Source organism: Streptomyces sp. SM18 (genome assembly GCF_002910775.2).
In the GTDB taxonomy this organism is placed as follows: Bacteria; Actinomycetota; Actinomycetes; order Streptomycetales; family Streptomycetaceae; genus Streptomyces; species Streptomyces halstedii.
Window position 1 is genome coordinate 4,660,394 of the sequence record NZ_CP029342.1, and the last position, 18,262, is coordinate 4,678,655.

The window sequence follows — 18,262 nt, forward strand, 5'->3', positions numbered from 1 at the left end:
GGGGATGCGGGCGGGAACGGTGGCCACCGTTGGCGCATAAACTGGTCCAGACCAATCAGGTTGTCAAGACCTCTGGCGGCACGGATGCCCGCGGGCCGTCGTCGGGAGGGCCGGCCGGGCCCCCTCGGACGGGCGTGCGGGCCGGGTCCGGCGCCCACGAGGGGGCACGCGTACGGGTGATGCGGCCGGGGCCGGGCGACCGTGACGGAACGGATTTCCGAATCGCCTCGGGAAAGCGTTCCCTATCGGCCCTGACGTGCGGGGACGAAATGCCGTGAGTTCAAACCTTCGGGGCGGGCGTAACCCTCCGCAGTGGTACAGGAGTTAACCAGCTCGGGCTACGCCCCTTTTCGTACGCGGGCCTTGCGAACGTACGTGCTGGACATCGCCGTTCTCGACCCCGATTCCTATTCTCTGCCTGGTGGGACGTGGCTAAAGTGCTGAGGAAGAAGTACCGAGCAGGAGCGATTGCGGCCCACGTCACCACGACGGCGGCCGAAGCCGAACGGGGAAGAGCGTGCCGACCGCAATAGCAGTGACAAGCGCCGATCTGGTGCTGCCGCCGACCGATCAGCACACCCCGACCGCCGCCCTCCTCCAGGCCCCGGGCGCACAGGATTTCGAGCCGGCCACCGGCGACATGCACCTTCTCCTGGAACAGCACGGCCATGTGATCGCCGTCTACCCCGCGGGGATCGACCCCGCCCATGAACGCCGGATGCACGCCGTCCGGTCGGTCCTGGAGAGCGACCGCATCGCCCTGCTCAAGGTGGACCTGCCCCCGCTGGGCGTCGCCGTACTGGTGCGCCAGTTACGCCAGTTGTCCCTCTGCGACTTCAGCCCCGGAGTGGTGGCGTCGGCCGCCCGGCTGCTGGCCCACTACATCCACGCCGGCGCCCTCCTCAGCTCGGTGGCCCGGCTCGACCGGGTGCCCGTCAGCCTCAGGACACACGCCAAGTCCTGGGTCCCCGGCGCCCAGTTCGCCGTACTCGCGTCCCCGCGCCCCCAGCTCGTCAGGATCGGCTCCGCCACCGAGCCGCCCGCCGGACCCGAGTACGGCACCCATCTGCTCGTCGCCCAGGGCCGGCTGACCTCCGACTGGGTACGGCAGACGCTGGCCCCCGCCTGGAACGTCCAGGCCGTCCAGGAGTGCGCGCTGCCCGCCGTGTCCCCCCGGTGGTGGGGCACCGGGAAACTGGTGGAGTTCGCCTCCTACCTCCCCGACGTCTCGGTGCTCTACCAACTCGTGTCCTCCGTCCGGCGGGAGAGCTGCCACTGGTGCGGAATGGAGCTGATAGGGGACCGCTGCGGATTCTGCTCGGCACCGTCGGCCCCGGCCGGCCGCACCCGCGCGGCGCGTACCCCGCACCACACGACCCCCGCGCTTCCCGGCCCCTGACGCGCGCCGTGCCCCGTGGCCCGCGCGTGCACCCGCCCGCCGCCCCCGATCCGAACCCAGCGAGGTCGTCCCGCCCATGAACTCCCGTCAGCGCCGCGGCGTGATACTCCTGATCCTGTCGGTCCTGTGCGCCTTCGGCGCCTTCGCCGGGGTGCTCTCGGTCATCAGCGACGTCAATTCCAAGGTGGGTCCGGAGGTCGACGCCTACCGGCTCAGGACAGCCGTCCCGCCCTACACCGCCCTGAACGAGAAGCAGTTCGAGAAGGTCTCGATGCCCAAACGCTGGCTCTCGGCCAACGCCGTCACCGATCTCTCGGAGATCAACGGCAAGATCGCGGTCACCGAGCTGAAGAAGGGCTCCCTGATGCAGTCCGACATGATGGTGCGCAGCCCGCAACTGCGGCCGGGGGAGCAGGAGATCGCCATCATGATCGACGCGGCGACCGGTGTGGCGGGCAAGATCCGGCCCAACGACAAGGTGAACATCTACGCCACCTTCGAGGGCGAACGGGAGGGCGACGCACCCCAGTCCAAGGTCATCGTCTCCAACGCCAAGGTGCTCGACGTGGGTGAACTGACCCCGCTGGAGCCCCGCAAGGACGACCGGAACCGGGCCACCGAGGCCGTGCCGATCACCTTCGCCCTCGACACCCTCGACACCCAGCGCGTCGCCTACGCGGAATCCTTCGCGCAGCACGTACGGCTCGCGCTGATCGCCCCCGGCAGCGACGGCACCATCCGCCCCGGCGACCGCACCTACACGCTCGACAAGGACAAGTGAGGACGGGATGACCACGAGAATCCTCCCGGCCGTCGGCGACGCCGACGCGGCCAGGTCCGTCATCACCCTGCTCAGCCAGCTCCCCGAGGCGGAACCGGCGGCCCCGGTCGGTGACTCGACCCAGCTCGTCGACACCCTCGCCCGGCTGGCCGGGGAGTCCGTCGAGGAGCTGCCCGAGGTCGTGCTGGTGCACGAGCGGATCGGTCCGGTGCCCGCCCTGGAACTGATCCGGGAGGTCTCCCTGCGCTTCCCCGCCGTCGGGGTCGTGCTGATCACGTCGGACGCCAGCCCCGGCCTCTTCGCCGCGGCCATGGACGCGGGCGCCCGGGGCCTGGGCACGCTCCCGCTGAGCTACGAGGAACTCGCCCACCGGGTGCAGGCCGCCGCCCAGTGGTCCACCGGGATGCGGCGCCACCTCGGGACGGGCGGCGACGCCCTCGCGGGACCCGGCGGCACCGTCGTCACCGTCACCGGGGCCAAGGGCGGCGTGGGGACCACCCTCACCGCCGTCCAGCTCGCCCTGGCCGCACAGGCGTCGGGGCACGCGACCGCCCTCGTGGACCTGGACCTCCAGAACGGCGACGTCGCCGCCTACCTCGACGTGCAGTTCCGGCGCTCGGTCGTCGACCTGGCCACGATCACCGACATCTCGCCCCGGGTGCTGTCCGACGCCGTCTTCTCCCACGACACGGGACTGGCCCTGCTGCTGGCACCGGGCGAGGGCGAGCGCGGCGAAGAGGTCAGCGACCGCTCCGCCCGCCAGATCGTCACCGCCCTGCGCTCGCGGTACGAGATCGTCGTCGTCGACTGCGGAAGCCAGATGAACGGCGCCAACGCCACGGCGATCGAGATGGCCGACACCGCCGTGCTGGTGACGACCCCCGACGTGGTCGCCGTGCGGGGCGCCAAACGCATCGTCCGGATGTGGGACCGGCTCCAGATCCGCAAGGCCGAGGAGACGGTCACCCTCGTCAACCGCTTCAGCCGCACCACCGAGATCCAGCCGCCGCTGATCCAGCGGATCACCGGAACCCGACTGGCGGGCACGGCGGTACCGGCCAACTTCAAGGAACTCCAGGGCGCGGTGGACTCCGGGCGCATGCACGAACTGGACGCCCGCTCCACGGTGAAACAGGCCCTGTGGGCCGTGGCCGGAGAACTCGGACTGGTGAAGGCCGCTCCCCGGGCGGCGCAGCGCGGCGGTGCGCTCCGCGGCGACAGGGGCGCGATCGGAGGCCGCAGGCGCAGGGGCGGCACACCCGGCGGGGGAGGCTGAGGCGATGCGGACCACGAGGGCGCGCGGGCGGATACCGGCACGGCCGGGAGGCGACCGGGGACAGCTGATCGTCGAGTTCACCGGGATGGTGCCCATCATCCTGGTGACCCTGGTGCTGCTCTGGCAGGCGGTCCTGGTGGGCTACACCTTCACCCTGGCCGGCGGCGCCGCGGACGAGGGGGCGCGCAAGGCGGCCGGCGCGGGCACCCACGGCAGTACGGCCGCCTGCCTCGACGCCGTGCACGAGCGGCTGCCCGGCGCCTGGGAGGGCTCGGCGGACATCGACTGCCACCTCGGCGGCAGCGGCGGCGTGGCCACCGCACGCGTCTCGCTGCGGGCCCCCGTGCTCTTCCCCGGATTCGCCGGGCTTCCCATCCCGGTCGTGGCGACGGCCGGCGCACCCGTGGAAGGAAGGTGACGCGGCATGAAGCCGTCACGGAGGCCGGGCCCGGCCGGGGCCCTGACCGGACGCCGCGGGGACCGTGGCTCGACCGCCCTCGAATACCTCGGGTTCCTCCCGGTGCTCATCCTCATCGGCATGGCCGGGCTGCAGCTGGGACTGGTCGCGTACACCGCCCAGCAGGCGGGCACCGGAGCCAGGGCGGCCGCCCGCGCCGCCTCGCAGGAGGACCTGTCCGCGTCGTACGACCGCGTCGGCAGGGCGTCCATGACCGGCTGGGTCGCCGGCCGGGCACGGATCGGCCCGCCGACCGGGGGCGACACCGTCACGGTGAAGGTCACGGTGGACATACCGGACGTCCTGCTCGGCCTGCTCGGGGGGCGGACGGTCGAGAAGTCCGCCACCATGCCGCGGGACTCCGCCAGCACGCGCCGCGACTGAGCGCACCCACCCCACCCGAGGAGTACCCATGAGCCTGCGGGCACGCATCACCGCCCCCGAGGAGCGCCCCGGAGGACGGGAGGACGGTCACCTGGTCGCCACGTACCGCGCGAAGCTCCTGGAGGAGATCGACCTCGCGGAGATGTCCTCGCTCGCCGCCGCCGACCGCCGGGCCCGGCTGGAACGCGTCCTCGGCCACATCATCAGCCGCGAGGGCCCGGTCCTCTCCACCGCCGAACGCTCCCAGCTCATCCGGCGGGTCGTGGACGAGGCGCTCGGGCTCGGAGTGCTCGAACCCCTCCTGGAGGACGCCTCCGTCACCGAGATCATGGTCAACGGACCCGACCAGATCTTCGTCGAACGCGCCGGCCGGGTCGAACAGCTCCCGATGCGCTTCGCCAGCCACGAACAGCTCATGCAGACGATCGAACGCATCGTCTCCACCGTCAACCGGCGGGTGGACGAGGCCAATCCGATGGTCGACGCCCGACTGCCCAGCGGCGAGCGCGTCAACGTGATCATCCCCCCGCTCTCGCTGACCGGCGCCACCCTCACCATCCGGCGCTTCCCCCGGTCCTTCTCCCTCCAGGAGATGATCGGCTTCGGCTCCCTCGACCAGCAGATGCTGCTGCTGCTCGCCGGCCTCGTGCAGGCCCGGTTCAACGTGATCGTCTCCGGCGCCACGGGCACCGGGAAGACCACCCTCCTCAACGCCCTCTCCGGACTCATCCCCGAGGGCGAACGCATCGTGACGATCGAGGACTCGGCCGAACTCCAGCTCCAGCAGAACCATGTGATCCGGCTGGAGAGCCGCCCGGCCAACGTCGAGGGCAAGGGCCAGGTCACCATCCGCGACCTCGTCCGCAACTCGCTGCGCATGCGTCCCGACCGCATCGTCGTCGGTGAGGTCCGCGGCGGCGAATCGCTCGACATGCTCCAGGCGATGTCCACCGGCCACGACGGCTCCCTCGCCACCGTCCACGCCAACAGCGCGGAGGACGCCCTGATGCGCCTCCAGACCCTCGCGTCGATGTCCGAGGTCAAGATCCCCTTCGAGGCCCTGCACGACCAGATCAACAGCGCCGTGGACGTCATCGTCCAGCTCACCCGGCATGCCGACGGCGCCCGTAAGGTCACCGAGATCGCGGTACTCGACTCGCACGGACGCGACCCCTACAAGATCGTCACCGTGTCCCGGTTCCAGGCCCGGCCGATGGGCACCGACGGAGTGATCCACGGCGAGTTCCAGGCACTTCCCCTCCCGCGCCGCATCGCCGACCGGCTCTACATGGCCGGACAGCCGATCCCCCAGGCCTACGGGGTCGCGCCGTCGGACGCGTACCTCGCCACCCGAGAGGCCAGATAGGTACTCCCCATGGACAACCTCGCACCGCTCACCCTCGGCGTCACCCTGCTGTGCTGCGTACTCGCCGTCGTGGGCCTGCACACCTACACGGCGGGCAAGGCCCAGCGCGACGCCCTCGTCGAGCGGCTCTCCTCGACCGGACCGACCGACCGGGGGCCGCGGCGCCGCTTCTCCGCGTTCGACCGCCGGCTGCGCCGTACGCGAGGGGGCCGCAGGATCGAGCTGAAGCTCGCCGCCACCGGCCTCGACGTCACCCCCGGCGAATACGTCCTCTACGTGCTCGGCACGGTGGTCGCCCTCTGGCTGATCGCGGCGTCCGTCCTCGCCGCGTTCTTCGGACCCCTCGCCGGGATCGTCGGCATCTGGGGCGCCAACACCTTCCTCACCTGGCACCGCACCCGGCGCACCGAGGCCTTCATCAGCCAACTGCCCGAGGTCTCCCGGGTCCTGGCCAACGCCACCCAGGCCGGGCTCTCCCTGCGGACCTCCATCGCCATGGCCGCCGACGAACTGGAGGCGCCCGCCGGTGACGAACTGCGGGTCGTCGCCGACCAGCTCGCCGTGGGCCGCAGCCTCGACGACGCCCTCGACGAACTCGCCGCCCGGCTGCCCTCGCGGGAGCTCGTCGTCCTCGTCTCCACACTGATCCTCTCCAACCGGGCCGGCGGCCAGGTCGTCTCCTCGCTGCGCAACCTCACCATCACCCTGGAGGAACGCAAGGAGACCCGGCGCGAGGTCCGCACCCAGCTCTCCCAGGTCAACACCACCGCGTACGCCGTGCCGGCCATCGGCGTAGGCGCGATGCTCCTCGTCAACTCGGTCCTGCCCGGAGCGCTCGACCGGATGACGGGATCGCTCCTCGGCCAGATCGCGGTCGTCGTCTCGCTCGGCCTCTACGCCCTCGGCTTCGTCGCCATCCGCCGCATTTCCAAGATCGACATCTGAGGAGGGGAAGGGTATGGAACTGCTGCTCGCGCTCGTCGTCGGCCTCAGCGTGTTCGGCGTCTTCAAGGGCGTACGGATGTACCGCGCCGAGGCCACCCTCCCCGGCGACCTCGCCCTCGCCCTGGAGGTCGGCTCCACCCGCACCACGGCCGTGGGATCCGGCATCGACCGGCTCGGCATGCGCTGGGCACCGCTGGTCCTGCGGCTGATGGGACCCAGGAGGGTCAACGAGAAGCGCCGCAGGATCGACCGGGCGGGCAACCCCGGCGGCCTCACCATCGACCGTTACGCGGCCCGCCGCGCCGTCTACAGCGGCCTCGGCGGATTCGCCGCCTTCGCGATGCTCGCCGACGGCAGGTACGTCATGGCGCTCCTCATGGTCGCCTTCGGACTCTTCTGGGGCGAGGTGGGCATCTGGGCCGCCGTCCGCAAACGCCGGGACGACATCGACCGCACCCTCCCCGACTTCCTGGACGTCCTCGCCGTCGTCGTCTCCGCGGGCCTCGGCTTCCGCCAGGCCCTGGACCGGGTGGCCGAGAAATACCAGGGGCCCTGGTCCGACGAACTGCGCATCACTCTGCGCCAGATGGACATGGGCGTCAGCCGCCGGCAGGCCTTCGACGAACTGCGCAGGCGCAACGACTCCGAACAGGTCGCCATGTTCGTCACCGCGCTCCAGCAGGGCGAGGAACTCGGCGCGCCCATCGTCGACACCCTCATCGCCATCGCGAACGACATGCGCCGCACCGACGCCCAGAACGCCCGGCGCAAGGCGGCCAAGGCCGTCCCCAAGGCCACGCTGATGGTCACCACCTTCATGATCCCCGCGACCATGATCCTCATGGGTGCCGCCATGCTCCTCGGATCCGACACCAGCCTCGGATCCCTCACCGGGGAGTGAGCGGCCACCGATGACGATCTCCGTGCGGCCGGACCCGCCCGAGGAGACCCGGCACACCGCCCTCGCCACCCCGGCGGGCCCGGCCCCCGCGGTCTCCCTCCAGGTCAACGCCCTCTCGGCGCTGGCCCGCCAGGTGTTCCTCTTCCGGCTGGCCATGATCGCCATCGGCACCCCGCAGGCCCTCGACAACACCGCCCCGGGCCTCGCGAGCTGGCTGGTCGCCTCGGCCGTCCTGGTGACGGTCGTCGGCTCGTACGCCCTCTACCGCGACTGGGAACGCTTCGGCCCCCTCCTCGTACGCTTCCCGCTGCTGCTCGGCGCCGACACGGTCTTCGGCGCGCTGCTCCTGTTCACCGCCACACCCGAGTCCACCCTCGGATACGCCGTCGTCTGCACCCCGTTGCTGGCCGGACTGCTGTACGGCTGGCGGGCGGCGGGCGTCTTCGCCGTACTCCAGATCCTGATCCTGGCCGCGGCCTACGGCGCCGACGCACACCTCCGCTCGGGGCTGGCCAGCGTGCTGCTGCTGCCGGGCTTCTGCGTGCTCGCCGGCGCGGTCGGCGTCACGTTACGCACCCTGATGCTGCGGGTCGGCACCGCCGGCCAGGCACTGACCGAGACCCGGGCCCGGCTCGCCGTGAGCGCCGCCGTCGAGCGGGAACGCACCCGGCTGGCACGGGAGATGCACGACTCGGTCGCCAAGACCCTCCACGGCCTGGCCCTGGCGGCGGACGGCCTGGCCCACTCCGCCGACCGGGTGGACCCGCGCACCGTCCGGCACCAGGCGGAACTGGTGGCCCGCTCGGCCCGGCGGGCCGCCGCCGAATCCCGCGAACTCCTCTCCGACCTGCGCCGGGAATCGGGCCTGGACGGCGGGGTGGACCTCGTCGGCGAACTCCGGGCCCGTACGGACGACTTCACCCGCCGCCACGGGACGCGCACGGTGTTCCGCACCCTTGGCGACAGCCCGGTACCCCCGGTGCCGCACGCCGTCGCCCGGCACCTGCTGACCGTCGCCTCCGAAGCGATGGAGAACGCCCACCGGCACGCCCGCCCCACCTACGTCGCCGTTCTGGCCGGGATCAAGGGGGACGTCCTGCGTGTCAGCGTCTACGACGACGGCCCGGGGCTGCCCGCCGGCACCACACTCGACGGCCTCCGGCGGACCGGTCACTTCGGCCTGGTCGGCATGGTCGAACGCGCGGCCTCGATCGGTGCCCGGATCCGCGTGGGCAAGGGCGAGGCGGCCAAGGGCACGGAGGTCCGCCTGGAACTGCCCACGGCCGCCCTGACCCCGCTCGCGGGGGCGGGGGTGCCTGTCGGGGTGGACCTGGGGGTGTCTTGCGGGGCGGACCGGGGGGTGTCTGCCGGGTTGTCGGGCCCGGGGGTGCGCGTCCGGTCGTCGGGCCCGGAGCCGCGCTTCCAGTCGTCGGGACCGGAGGTGTCTGTCCCGTCGTCGGGCCGGGAGCGGCCTGTCCGGTTGTCCGACCCGGAGGTGCCTGTCCCGTCATCGGACCCGGAGCGGTCGGGATGAACCGGGCCCGCCCGCCTGCACGATGCCGCTTCCGCCGCCGCTCCCCCGTACGTACCACTTCCGCAATCCGTCCCCACGATCCGAGAGGAGGCCGCAGAATGCCGGACGACGTCTCCCGCCCATCGGGCCCGGACGGGGCACCGCGCCCCCACATCGCCCCGCACACCTCCCCGCACTCCACCCACACCGGCGCGGACCACAGCGCCCAGGGGCTCCCGGCCGCCGGACGTACACCACCGGCAGCCGAGGCACTGCCACCGTTCCCCGGCGGGCCCGCTCTGCCGCCCCCCGGCACCCTCCGGGTGGTGGTCGCCGACGACAACCCGGTCGTCCGGGCCGGCCTCGGAGCCCTGCTCGGCGGCCGTGCCGACATCGAGGTCGTGGCGGACGCCGCGGACGGCCGCGAGGCCTACGACGCGGCCGTCCGCCACCGGCCCGACGTCGTCCTGCTGGACGTCCGGATGCCGGGCGTGGACGGCATCTCCGCCCTGCCTCATCTGGTGCGCGTCGCGCACGTGATGATGCTGACGTACAGCCGCGAGAGCGACATCGTGCACGAGGCGCTGCGCCTCGGAGCGTGCGGCTACCTGGTGCACGGCGAGTTCACGGCGGACCAACTGGTCCAGGCCGTACGGGACGCCAAGAGCGGCCGGGCGCACTTCACCGCGACGGCGGCCAACGCCCTGCTCGCCCATGTGCGCCAGGACCGGGACCGGGACCGGATACCGAGGCACCTTCCGGAGGGGCTCGGGGCGTCTCCGGCCACCGGCACTCCGAACGGGGAGCCGGGCGCTCCGTTCCGGTCGCCGGGCGGGGCGGCGCACGCGGGTCCGCGACCAGGGTCCGGGGGCGCCGGGCCGACCGACCGGCCGGAAGTGCTTTCGCACCTGCAACCCACTGTGGCACAGTCTTCGACTGACGGTGACCAGCATGGGCCGCCGATTCCCAACAGGGCTCAGTACCACCTGAGTTCGAGAGAGGCGGAGGTCATGGAACTCATCGCGTCAGGGATGAGCAACCACCAGATCGCCGCCACCTGCTTCATCAGTGAGAAGACGGTCAAGAACCACATCAACAGGATCTTCACCAAGCTGCACAGCGGCAGCCGCAGCGAGGCGATAGCCCGCTGGCTCGGCACGGCGCCGGGCCCGGGATGCGGTGTGAGGGGGACGGGTCACCATGGCTGACCGGAGAAGGGCGGGCTCGGACACGGAGCCGCCGGCCGACCCGCAGACCGGACAAACGGCCCCACACCCGCTTTGGGCCCGACTTTGGGCCCTGGGACCCTGCGCCGCACCACATGCGCAGCCCTACGTTGTTCCCGCCCCCCGCGCCACCGGCCAGGAGGAAGCCGGTTGCGCGGGGGACGCCACAGAAGCTCACGTGTCGGCCGGCACCCGGTCGGCCGAACCCGGAGGGGACCACCATGAGCAACCCGATGCTGAAGGCTTCCGTCAACGCCAAGGTCTGGGCGAACACGTCCGTCGCGCGCATGAAGTCCCGCGCGGACCGCGGACAGGGCGCTGTGGAGTACCTGGGCATCATCGTGGTGGTCGTGGCGATCATCTTGGTGCTCATGACGACGAACTTCGGCAATACGATCGCCGGCGCGATCACCACGCAGATCGGCAAGATCACGGGCGGCTAGTAGTCGCCGGACCGACCCGCGAGGCAGGGCAGGCATTCCCCATCTATGTCGCGGTGGTGGCGGGCCTGCTCTTTCTCGCGTTCGCCTACTTCGCCGTCGGCCAGGCTTCGATGAAGAAGAACGAGGCCCAGACCGCGGCCGACGCGGCCGCGCTGGCAGCCGCGCAGGACGCACGAGACGAATGGAGCTGGCCCCGAGCATTCGACCTCGACAGGTGGGACGACCTATTGAATGGCCGGGACATCGGAACACGGTCCTGTGCCGCTGCCTCCTCGCTCGCCTCCGCGAACGATGCGCAGACGGTTTCCTGCCAACCGGATCCCGCCGACTGGCCTGAGGCGTCCTACACCGTCACGGTCGTGACGAACAAGCCCGTGGGCAATTCGGTGATCCCCGGTACGGAGACACGGAAGGCAGAAGCCACCGCGCGAGCTGTGATCGAGCCGCGCTGCCGCGTTGAAGAGGACACGCGCCCCCGATCGAGTCCCTCGCAAAACGAGGACGGCGACACGGACGAGGCAGAAGCGCAGAAGGCGTACAAAGTGGCCTGCAATGGCGAAGACTTCACCATCGACACGAAGAACCTCGGTTTGCTGCCGGATCTGTCGGATCTCTTTTCCGTCCACCTGGCCGACAAGTAACTGAACGACATCGAGAGGACCACGCTGATGCGTGTAGCCATGACCGGAGCTCACCTCAAGAGGGCTGCCACTGCTGCCGCTTGCGTAGCCATGGCTGTCGCCCTGACAGCGTGTGGGGGCGACGACGGCAACGACGCGCCCAAAAATGAGCAGAAGCAACCGAATGCCTCGGCTTCAGAGGCGTCGCAGTCGTCTGACACCAGCGCCTCTGCCGACACGTCGGAGGTATTGGCCAGCGTATCGGGGCCGGGGGAGATCAAGCTGGAGGTCAATACGGCCACGCGTGATTCGGGCGGGTTCATCACGGTCAAGGGCAGCGTAACGAACGGATCGAAGCAGCAATTCGGGGCACAGGGTTGGCAGGGGAACGAGCAGGAGATGGTGAACAACGGCGCATCTGTCGCCGGTGCCTCCTTGGTGGATCAGGCCGGTAAGAAGCGCTATCTGGTTCTCCGTGATACGGACGGCCGTTGCCTGTGCACCAAGTTCACGACTGGCATTGCGCCGGGGGCCACAGCGCCCTTCTTCGCCCAGTTCCCCGCCCCTCCGGCAGAAACCACCGAAGTCGACTTCCAGATCCCCACCATGCCCACCGCGACCATCAAGATCTCGGGGTGACGACCGCCATGCAGCGACCCGCCTCCACCCCCATCCCCGCCCCCACAGCACCGCGCACCGCGGAACGCCGTCGTATCGCCCTCTGCGCCACCGTGGTCGTCTTCCTCGGTGCCACCACCCTCTGGGGTGCCGGTGGCGCGATGGCCGACGACAACCCCACGGCCGTCCCCAGCGCCTCGCCCCCGGTGGAGGTCGATGCCAACTCTCCCGGTCTGATGCTCGGCGACGGTGCCACGCTCGGCAAGGTCCGCGTCCTGGACATCAAGTCGATCGTCGAGGACATGGGGGGAGAGGAGCGCCGCGAGGACACGAACGCGGACATCACGTTGGCCCTCCAGGCCGAGGTCCTCTTCGGTAAGGACAGCGCGAAACTGAGCGGCGAGGCCAACGCCCGCATCAACGCCATCGCCGAAGAGATCAAGAACCAGAACGCCACGAGGGTGCGGGTGTTCGGCTTCACCGACAATCTCGGTACCTCCGCCCACGGGGACGTCCTGTCCAAGCAGCGGGCCAACGCGGTGCAAGGGGTGCTGGCCCCGAAGCTGCCGGACGTCACCTTCGAGATCCGGGGGTACGGCGAGCAGTATCCGATCTCCTCCAACGACACCGAGGAAGGCCGGAAGAAGAACCGCCGCGTGGAGATCTCCTTCCCGCGCACGGGCGGCTCCCAGAACTGAACACCCCAGGTCGAGGGCGAGGGCGAGGCCCGGGCCCGGGGCGCGGCCACCGACCGACCGGCAGGGGGCGCCGGGCCCCGACTCCGGCCCCGGCGCCCCGCCCCGAGGGCTCGCTGCCCCAGCGCCCCGCCCCGCCCCGCCCCGACGGAGCGCCGCCCCACCCCGCCAGACCGGCTACTTGACGGTGACGGACCCGACGAACGCATCGAGGTCCGACGGGCTCAGCGCCCCCTTGACCGCGTTGACCCGGATGGCGAACGGCACGTCCTTCGAGTCGACGCCGGCCACCACGACGCCCGTCATCCGGGTGCCCTTCGCGGGGGTACGCCCCTCGCCCGTGGAGGTGAACTCGTAGTCGATCCGCCGGGCTCCCCGGGCACTCTCCTCTCCCGCCAGCCGGACGTCCCGTGTGGCCTTCCGGGTCGCGCCCAGGCCGATCCCGGCGCCCGCCGCCGCGGCGGCCTCACCGGCGTCGTGGACGCCCGTGGCGAAGTCCAGCTGGACCGAGACCATGCCCGTGCGCACCCCGTCCTCCTCCCTGAGCGCCACGGCGGCGTTGGCCTCGCCGCGCTCGGCTGCGGGCTGTTCGGCGTACCCCTGGTCCTCGGGGTAGCCCACGGACACGCTCGGCGTGTCGAGGGTGCCCCAGCCGTCCGGGACCGACGCACCGGCCGCGCCACCGCAGCCGGTGAGGAGGGTCAGGCCGAGGGCGGCGGCACACACCGCGCCGAGTGCCCTGGACTTCGTCAACGTCAACGTCATCGCCTCTACGCCTCTTCGCCTCTTCGCCTTACGAGGGGTGCGGGTGCCGGGGGTGCCGACGGGGACCACGCGGTGTCCAAGGGCTCCGGGCGCTCCGGTGACCGAGGAACCCACCCGCGGGCCCCACGCCCCTTCCCGCGTGCTCACCGCGCGCAGTAGCTGTACGGGAGGTAGGTGCGCCGGTCACCCTGCGGCGCCCCGAGGAACTGCGCGTCGGTCAGTGTCTCCTGTTTGTGCTCGCCCGAGAGCGAGAATCCGAGGCTCATCCCGAGCGAGACCTCGAAGCCGAACTCCTGGGCGTCCGCCTCCCCGTGGTAGCGCATCGTGCTGGACAGACCCTCCTCGAACATCAGCTGCTCGAACGGGTCGTCGCCGGTGGGCCGTTGCTGCGGCGACCGGTCGCCGAACATGTACGCGAACGGGGCGGTGCTGTCGCCGGAGCCGTCCAGCCACTGCTCGGCGACGGCCCGTCTGCCCTCCGTGGCCTGGTCCGTCTCCTTGCCGAAGACGAGCGTGTCGGTCCGGATCCCGATGCCCGTGCCGCCGGAGGAGTCGGTGACACCGCCCTTGCCGCCCCGCTTGTCCGCGCCCTTCTCGCCGTTGTCACCGCCGATCTCGACCGTGCCGGAGACGGAGGCGTCCTCCACCGTCTGCGTCATGTCGATCCGTACGAGCGTGCCGGTCTTCTGGTCGCGGGTGACGGTGAGGGAGCCCGTGCGGACGCTCGTCACACCGACCGTGCCGCCCAGCGGCCCGGCGTTGCCGGTGGCCTCGGCCTCCAGTTCGAGCCTGGCGGTGTACGTGGCGGACTCGTTGCCGTTCACATCGTCCTTGGTGACGGTCACCTCAGGGGAGAACACGGCCTTGCCGCCCAGTTTCGCGCCGAGCGCCGTGTCGTCCCCGGCCTTGACGGCAAGGCCGCCGTCCGCGTACACGTCCAGGCCGATCGTCGCGTAGGAGATCTTCTTGTCGCCGATCCGCCTCTCGATGTCCTCCGTCTTCCCGGCCCACTTGGTGGCCGCGTACCAGTTGCCGCCGTAACCGCCGCTGTGGGTCATCGAGGTCTCCCACATCTTCATCTCCTCGATGTCGTCCCTCATCCGCTCGGCCTCGGCCTCGCTCGTGAAGACCCAGGTGTCGCCGTTCGTGATCCGGATGCCGCCGCCGATGTCGATGTCCGCCTTGCCCAGGTTCCCGAGTTTGACGCCCGGGGTGCTCGCGTTCACCCCGGCCGAGGCGGCGTCGGTGAACGTCATGTGGACGAGTCTGTCGTTCTCGTCCACCGTCCCGTCCCCGTTCACATCGGTGCTCGCCTGGCTGACCCGCTGCTGGAAGCCGTATTCCTCGCCCCACTCGAACCAGCCGATCTTGACCTTCCCGCCCGCCGTGTCGGAGATGTTCGAGATCTGGCAGAGCTTGGGTTCGTAGTCCGCGTCCGTCCGTGGTGCGGTGGTGGTGCCGTTCCCGCCCGCCACGCATCCGCCGCCCCCGGTGAGCGAGGTGATGGCGCAGCGGATGCCGTCGCCGATCCGGCCGCCCAGGCCCGCCAGGGCGAGCGCGCCGATCAGTGCCACGACCAGGACGACGACCCCGAGGTACTCCACGGCCGTGGCTCCGCCGTCGGACCGGCCGTACAGGCGCCGGGACGGCACGGGGGTCATGGGCGGCCGGCCGGCGCGGTCCTCCAGCAGCCGGTCCAGGGCCAGGCCCACGCAGACGCCGGTGACCATCGCCACCACCGGCATCAGGACGCCCTCGCTGTTCACCAGGTCCCAGGACACGGCGTATCCGTAGGCGAGCCCCGCCAGTGGCACGGCCAAGGTGGCGGACAGGTGCCGGGGGCGTGAGCCGCGGTGCTCGTCGGGCAGCGCGCGGGCCGACGCCAGGACGGTCAGTACGGTGATCAGCACGCCGGGCAGATGCAGCAGGGCCAGCCGCCAGCCGAACAGGTCGAGCCGTTCCCCGGTGGCCAGCGGCTCGACCAGTGTCCGCGACACGAGGAAACCGGCGGCGACGTAGACGAGGGCCCCGGCCGCCCAGCTACGGGTCAGCGCGAGGAACGGGCCGCCGCCGGGAGAGGGACCGGAGCCCCCGTCCGCCGGTATGTGGCCCGCGCTTCCGTCCGCCCAGCCGCCCCCACCGCTCACGGTCCGCCCTCTCCCCGGCACTCGCCCGTAGGCCCGTCCGGCGGGAGCGTACGGCCGGCGGGGCTCGGGCTGCCTGGGCCCTCGGCCCCAAATCCGGGCCCAACTGCCGGGCGCGGTACGGGCCTTACGGCCGGGGCCGCCGATGGGTCCCTGGGCCCATGCGGCAGGACCGAGACGCTGCCTACGCTCGCCGGTGAGCCGGTGAGCCGGTGAGCCGGTGAGCCGATGAGCCGGTGAGTTGGCCGGCAAGGTGCCGGAACGACGACGTGTCGCCGTTCGCGCTGCGACAGGGTGAGGTGTGCCATGGGTGCCGGCTTCTTCCACTCGTACCACCTGGGCTGGGCCCGCGCGGATGCCCTGACCCTGCTCTGCGACCTGGAGGCGGCAGGGCTCCGGATCGCGCATCCGGTCACCGGGCGGGTCCTGCTCGACAGCCATGACCCGGCCTCGCCCGCCCGCTCGGCCGGGACACGGTCGCGGGTGACCAGGGAGCAGTTCCTCTCCCTCGCCGGACTCGAACGGCTGGACACGGTCGGGGTGCGGCTGTGGGTCCGGCACGACCTGGACGTGCTGATGCGGATCCGCCGGGCCGGCGACCGGGTCGTGGCCGTCGAGTTCGGACTCGACGGGCTGCCCCCGCCGGAGCGGGAGAAGGCGGTGCGGGCCGTCCGGGCCGCCATAGGGCGGGCCTCCGTGCTGTGCATCGGGTTCGTCCTCGACCGGACGGGCGCGAACACCGGCACCGACTGGGACAGGCTCGTCGTCGCCGGTACGGCGCTGCTCGACGGCTGGCCCGACGCCGTCGCCGTACGGGAGGACATCGCGTTCCGGCACCCGCAGCTCGCGGTCCTGGACTCCGTCCACCGGTCGCCCTGGCGGATCTTCGGAAGCGCGGCCCTGAGCGTCTGAGGTGCGGGAGCCGGGCCGCCCGCCGGGGCGCCGTGTCCTTCGGGCGGGTCGTGGCGGGTGGGTGCGCGAGGGCGGCCGGTGGCCCGGTGGCCATAATCGGCCTATGCCCGACAACCAGACCCTGCCCCGGCCTGCCCCCGGCACACCGCCCCCCGCCGAGGGCCTGCGGCCGCGTGCCAGGGCCGCGCTCACCGCCGCCGCCCCCGCCCTCGCGGCGTACGCGGCGGTCCGGGCCGTCGGGCTGCTCGTCTTCCTGGTGTGGGCGTCGGCCGCCGGAAAGGACGCCTGGCACCTGCTCGGCGGGCGCTGGGACTCCGTCTGGTACCAGCGGATCGCCGAGAACGGCTACGGCTACACCGCCACCCTCCCCGACGGGACCCTCCATCCCGACCTGGCCTTCTTCCCGTTGCTGCCCGCCCTGGAACGGGCCGTCGGCGCCGTCACCCCGCTCACCCTCCAGGACGCCGGGATCACCCTCGCGTGGATGGCCGGGCTGGTCGCCGCGTGGGGGATCTACGCGGTCGGCGCGCGGCTGCGCGGCCGGCCGGCCGGGGTGGTGCTGGCCGCGCTGTGGGGGGCGTACCCGACGGCGTTCGTCCAGTCGATGGCGTACACCGAGACCCTGTTCACCGCGCTCGCGGCCTGGGCCCTGTACGCGGTGCTCCGGGACCGCTGGATCCTGGCGGGCGCGCTCAGCGTGCTGGCGGGGCTGACCCGGCCCTCGGCGGCGGCCCTCGTCGCCGCGCTCGCGATCACCGCGGCGGCCACCCTCGTGCGGGAGTGGCGTGCGGGGCGGCGGGAGGGACTGCCGCGCCGGCACACCCGCATGCTGGCCGGTGTCTGCCTCGCCCCGCTGGGCTGGCTGGGGTACGTGGTGTTCGTCGCGGTGCGTGAGGGCAGCCCGTTCGCCTACTTCGAGGTCCAGGCCGAGTGGGGCAACAGCATCGACGGGGGCCGGGCACTCGCCGTCTTCGTCGCCGGACTGCCGCTGCCCGCCGCACTCGGACTCTGCGCGGCGCTGGGGCTGCTGGGGTGGCTGGTGTTCCTGTGCGTACGGCAGCGGCAGCCGCTCCCCGTGCTGGTGTACGGCATCGCGATCGTCGTGATCTCGCTGATCGGCTCGGGATACTTCGGGTCCCGGCCGCGCCTGATGATGCCCGCCTTCCCGCTGCTCCTGCCGCCCGCCGTCGCCCTGCTCAGGCCGCGTACGACGGCGCGCACCACGGCCGCCCTCGTCGTGCTCGCCCTGGCCTCCGCCGCGTACGGGGCCTGGACGCTGCTGGGGTCCGGCCCGCCGTGAGCCGGTCGCCCGCGACGAGGACCCCCGAACTACCGGGGATGCGCCGGGGAGATCCGTACCCGGCGGCCCGGACGCAGCCCCCATCCCTCCATCGCGCCGCCCTCGGACTCCAGCACATGACGGGCCCGCGGCCTCGGCAGACCGAGCCGGCCGGGCTTCATCGTGCGGACGGCGAGGACCCTGAAGTCCCGGTCCAGATAGGCCACATCGATGGTGAACCGCATCCGGAAGGTGTGCACGCCCGCGCACGGGGTGATCAGCAGCGCCCCGTCCACCCCGTCCGCCCCGAGCAGCCCCCTCGCCCGTGCCCGGTAGGAGGCCGCGATCCGCAGCGGTATCGCGTGCGGCCGCGCGCCGGACGCCCTCCCGTCCGGCTCCGGCCCCGCGTTCCCGGCCGCGCTTTCGTCCACACCCGCCTCCGTGACCGTGGACGTGTCCGTCCCGACCGTCAGCGTGCCCCTGCCGTCGCGCCATCTCCCCATGGGCCCCGACCGTAGCCCTCGTGGCGCGGGGGTGG

General features: G+C 71.9%; 18 protein-coding genes and 1 pseudogene. 16 read left to right on the plus strand and 3 right to left on the minus strand.

What is annotated here, in order from left to right; translation table 11 throughout:
* Window positions 1-535 precede the first annotated feature (535 nt).
* The 14 genes and pseudogenes from B9S64_RS21220 to B9S64_RS21285 all read left to right on the plus strand — a co-directional run bounded on the left by B9S64_RS21220 (window position 536) and on the right by B9S64_RS21285 (window position 12,627).
* On the plus strand, window positions 536-1,399 hold the full coding sequence (locus B9S64_RS21220) for a hypothetical protein (protein WP_258037805.1): 864 nt from the start codon (window positions 536-538) through the stop codon (window positions 1,397-1,399).
* Window positions 1,400-1,475: 76 nt separating this feature from the next.
* Entirely contained in the window at window positions 1,476-2,180 is a 705-nt protein-coding gene (cpaB, locus tag B9S64_RS21225; protein ID WP_028439027.1) for a Flp pilus assembly protein CpaB, read from the plus strand.
* 7 nt (window positions 2,181-2,187) lie between these two features.
* A complete protein-coding gene (locus tag B9S64_RS21230) occupies window positions 2,188-3,456 on the plus strand; it encodes an AAA family ATPase (protein ID WP_103490669.1) in 1,269 nt (422 codons plus the stop codon).
* A gap of 4 nt (window positions 3,457-3,460) precedes the next feature.
* On the plus strand, window positions 3,461-3,874 hold the full coding sequence (locus tag B9S64_RS21235) for a pilus assembly protein (protein ID WP_103490670.1): 414 nt from the start codon (window positions 3,461-3,463) through the stop codon (window positions 3,872-3,874).
* Window positions 3,875-3,880: 6 nt separating this feature from the next.
* The gene (locus B9S64_RS21240; protein ID WP_103490671.1) at window positions 3,881-4,297 is read left to right on the plus strand and encodes a TadE/TadG family type IV pilus assembly protein; all 417 of its coding nucleotides are present in this window, start codon (window positions 3,881-3,883) and stop codon (window positions 4,295-4,297) included.
* 28 nt (window positions 4,298-4,325) lie between these two features.
* Window positions 4,326-5,663: a CpaF family protein gene (locus B9S64_RS21245; protein ID WP_103490672.1), complete on the plus strand. Its 1,338-nt coding sequence runs from the start codon at window positions 4,326-4,328 to the stop codon at window positions 5,661-5,663.
* Between the two features lie 9 nt (window positions 5,664-5,672).
* The gene (locus B9S64_RS21250) at window positions 5,673-6,608 is read left to right on the plus strand and encodes a type II secretion system F family protein (protein ID WP_103490673.1); all 936 of its coding nucleotides are present in this window, start codon (window positions 5,673-5,675) and stop codon (window positions 6,606-6,608) included.
* 13 nt (window positions 6,609-6,621) lie between these two features.
* The gene (locus B9S64_RS21255) at window positions 6,622-7,509 is read left to right on the plus strand and encodes a DUF5936 domain-containing protein (RefSeq protein WP_103490674.1); all 888 of its coding nucleotides are present in this window, start codon (window positions 6,622-6,624) and stop codon (window positions 7,507-7,509) included.
* A 10-nt stretch (window positions 7,510-7,519) separates the two neighbouring features.
* Entirely contained in the window at window positions 7,520-9,043 is a 1,524-nt protein-coding gene (locus B9S64_RS21260; protein ID WP_258037806.1) for a sensor histidine kinase, read from the plus strand.
* 98 nt (window positions 9,044-9,141) lie between these two features.
* Complete coding sequence (locus tag B9S64_RS21265; protein ID WP_103490675.1) at window positions 9,142-10,230, plus strand: response regulator transcription factor; 1,089 nt, start codon at window positions 9,142-9,144, stop codon at window positions 10,228-10,230.
* 239 nt (window positions 10,231-10,469) lie between these two features.
* Window positions 10,470-10,691, plus strand: a complete 222-nt coding sequence (locus B9S64_RS21270) for a hypothetical protein (RefSeq protein ID WP_103490676.1) — start codon at window positions 10,470-10,472, stop codon at window positions 10,689-10,691.
* Window positions 10,692-10,729: 38 nt separating this feature from the next.
* A pseudogene (locus B9S64_RS21275) lies at window positions 10,730-11,332 on the plus strand (pilus assembly protein TadG-related protein); the annotation flags it as partial.
* Between the two features lie 90 nt (window positions 11,333-11,422).
* A complete protein-coding gene (locus B9S64_RS21280; protein WP_258037807.1) occupies window positions 11,423-11,950 on the plus strand; it encodes a hypothetical protein in 528 nt (175 codons plus the stop codon).
* Window positions 11,951-11,958: 8 nt separating this feature from the next.
* The gene (locus B9S64_RS21285; protein ID WP_103490678.1) at window positions 11,959-12,627 is read left to right on the plus strand and encodes an OmpA family protein; all 669 of its coding nucleotides are present in this window, start codon (window positions 11,959-11,961) and stop codon (window positions 12,625-12,627) included.
* Window positions 12,628-12,801: 174 nt separating this feature from the next.
* On the opposite strand, the gene B9S64_RS21290 is transcribed toward B9S64_RS21285, so the two are convergent.
* Both B9S64_RS21290 and B9S64_RS21295 read right to left on the minus strand, forming a co-directional pair.
* Window positions 12,802-13,389: a hypothetical protein gene (locus B9S64_RS21290; protein ID WP_258317575.1), complete on the minus strand. Its 588-nt coding sequence runs from the start codon at window positions 13,387-13,389 to the stop codon at window positions 12,802-12,804.
* Between the two features lie 143 nt (window positions 13,390-13,532).
* A complete protein-coding gene (locus B9S64_RS21295) occupies window positions 13,533-15,536 on the minus strand; it encodes a hypothetical protein (protein ID WP_103492667.1) in 2,004 nt (667 codons plus the stop codon).
* Between the two features lie 303 nt (window positions 15,537-15,839).
* Between B9S64_RS21295 and B9S64_RS21300 the strand changes: the two genes are divergently transcribed.
* Together B9S64_RS21300 and B9S64_RS21305 are read left to right on the plus strand one after the other, a co-directional pair.
* Complete coding sequence (locus B9S64_RS21300) at window positions 15,840-16,445, plus strand: hypothetical protein (protein ID WP_103492666.1); 606 nt, start codon at window positions 15,840-15,842, stop codon at window positions 16,443-16,445.
* 103 nt (window positions 16,446-16,548) lie between these two features.
* A complete protein-coding gene (locus B9S64_RS21305; RefSeq protein WP_103492665.1) occupies window positions 16,549-17,745 on the plus strand; it encodes a glycosyltransferase family 39 protein in 1,197 nt (398 codons plus the stop codon).
* Between the two features lie 29 nt (window positions 17,746-17,774).
* Here B9S64_RS21305 and B9S64_RS21310 read toward each other — a convergent pair whose 3' ends face one another.
* A complete protein-coding gene (locus tag B9S64_RS21310; RefSeq protein WP_103492664.1) occupies window positions 17,775-18,227 on the minus strand; it encodes a DUF192 domain-containing protein in 453 nt (150 codons plus the stop codon).
* Window positions 18,228-18,262 lie beyond the last annotated feature (35 nt).

Bases quoted from the DNA above. Each gene is read 5' to 3' on its own strand.
- cpaB (WP_028439027.1), top strand. From the start codon at position 1,476: ATGAACTCCCGTCAGCGCCGCGGCGTGATACTCCTGATCCTGTCGGTC.
- B9S64_RS21230 (WP_103490669.1), top strand. From the start codon at position 2,188: ATGACCACGAGAATCCTCCCGGCCGTCGGCGACGCCGACGCGGCCAGG.
- B9S64_RS21235 (WP_103490670.1), top strand. From the start codon at position 3,461: ATGCGGACCACGAGGGCGCGCGGGCGGATACCGGCACGGCCGGGAGGC.
- B9S64_RS21240 (WP_103490671.1), top strand. From the start codon at position 3,881: ATGAAGCCGTCACGGAGGCCGGGCCCGGCCGGGGCCCTGACCGGACGC.
- B9S64_RS21245 (WP_103490672.1), top strand. From the start codon at position 4,326: ATGAGCCTGCGGGCACGCATCACCGCCCCCGAGGAGCGCCCCGGAGGA.
- B9S64_RS21250 (WP_103490673.1), top strand. From the start codon at position 5,673: ATGGACAACCTCGCACCGCTCACCCTCGGCGTCACCCTGCTGTGCTGC.
- B9S64_RS21255 (WP_103490674.1), top strand. From the start codon at position 6,622: ATGGAACTGCTGCTCGCGCTCGTCGTCGGCCTCAGCGTGTTCGGCGTC.
- B9S64_RS21260 (WP_258037806.1), top strand. From the start codon at position 7,520: ATGACGATCTCCGTGCGGCCGGACCCGCCCGAGGAGACCCGGCACACC.
- B9S64_RS21265 (WP_103490675.1), top strand. From the start codon at position 9,142: ATGCCGGACGACGTCTCCCGCCCATCGGGCCCGGACGGGGCACCGCGC.
- B9S64_RS21270 (WP_103490676.1), top strand. From the start codon at position 10,470: ATGAGCAACCCGATGCTGAAGGCTTCCGTCAACGCCAAGGTCTGGGCG.
- B9S64_RS21280 (WP_258037807.1), top strand. From the start codon at position 11,423: ATGGCTGTCGCCCTGACAGCGTGTGGGGGCGACGACGGCAACGACGCG.
- B9S64_RS21285 (WP_103490678.1), top strand. From the start codon at position 11,959: ATGCAGCGACCCGCCTCCACCCCCATCCCCGCCCCCACAGCACCGCGC.
- B9S64_RS21290 (WP_258317575.1), bottom strand. From the start codon at position 13,389: ATGACGTTGACGTTGACGAAGTCCAGGGCACTCGGCGCGGTGTGTGCC.
- B9S64_RS21300 (WP_103492666.1), top strand. From the start codon at position 15,840: ATGGGTGCCGGCTTCTTCCACTCGTACCACCTGGGCTGGGCCCGCGCG.
- B9S64_RS21305 (WP_103492665.1), top strand. From the start codon at position 16,549: ATGCCCGACAACCAGACCCTGCCCCGGCCTGCCCCCGGCACACCGCCC.
- B9S64_RS21310 (WP_103492664.1), bottom strand. From the start codon at position 18,227: ATGGGGAGATGGCGCGACGGCAGGGGCACGCTGACGGTCGGGACGGAC.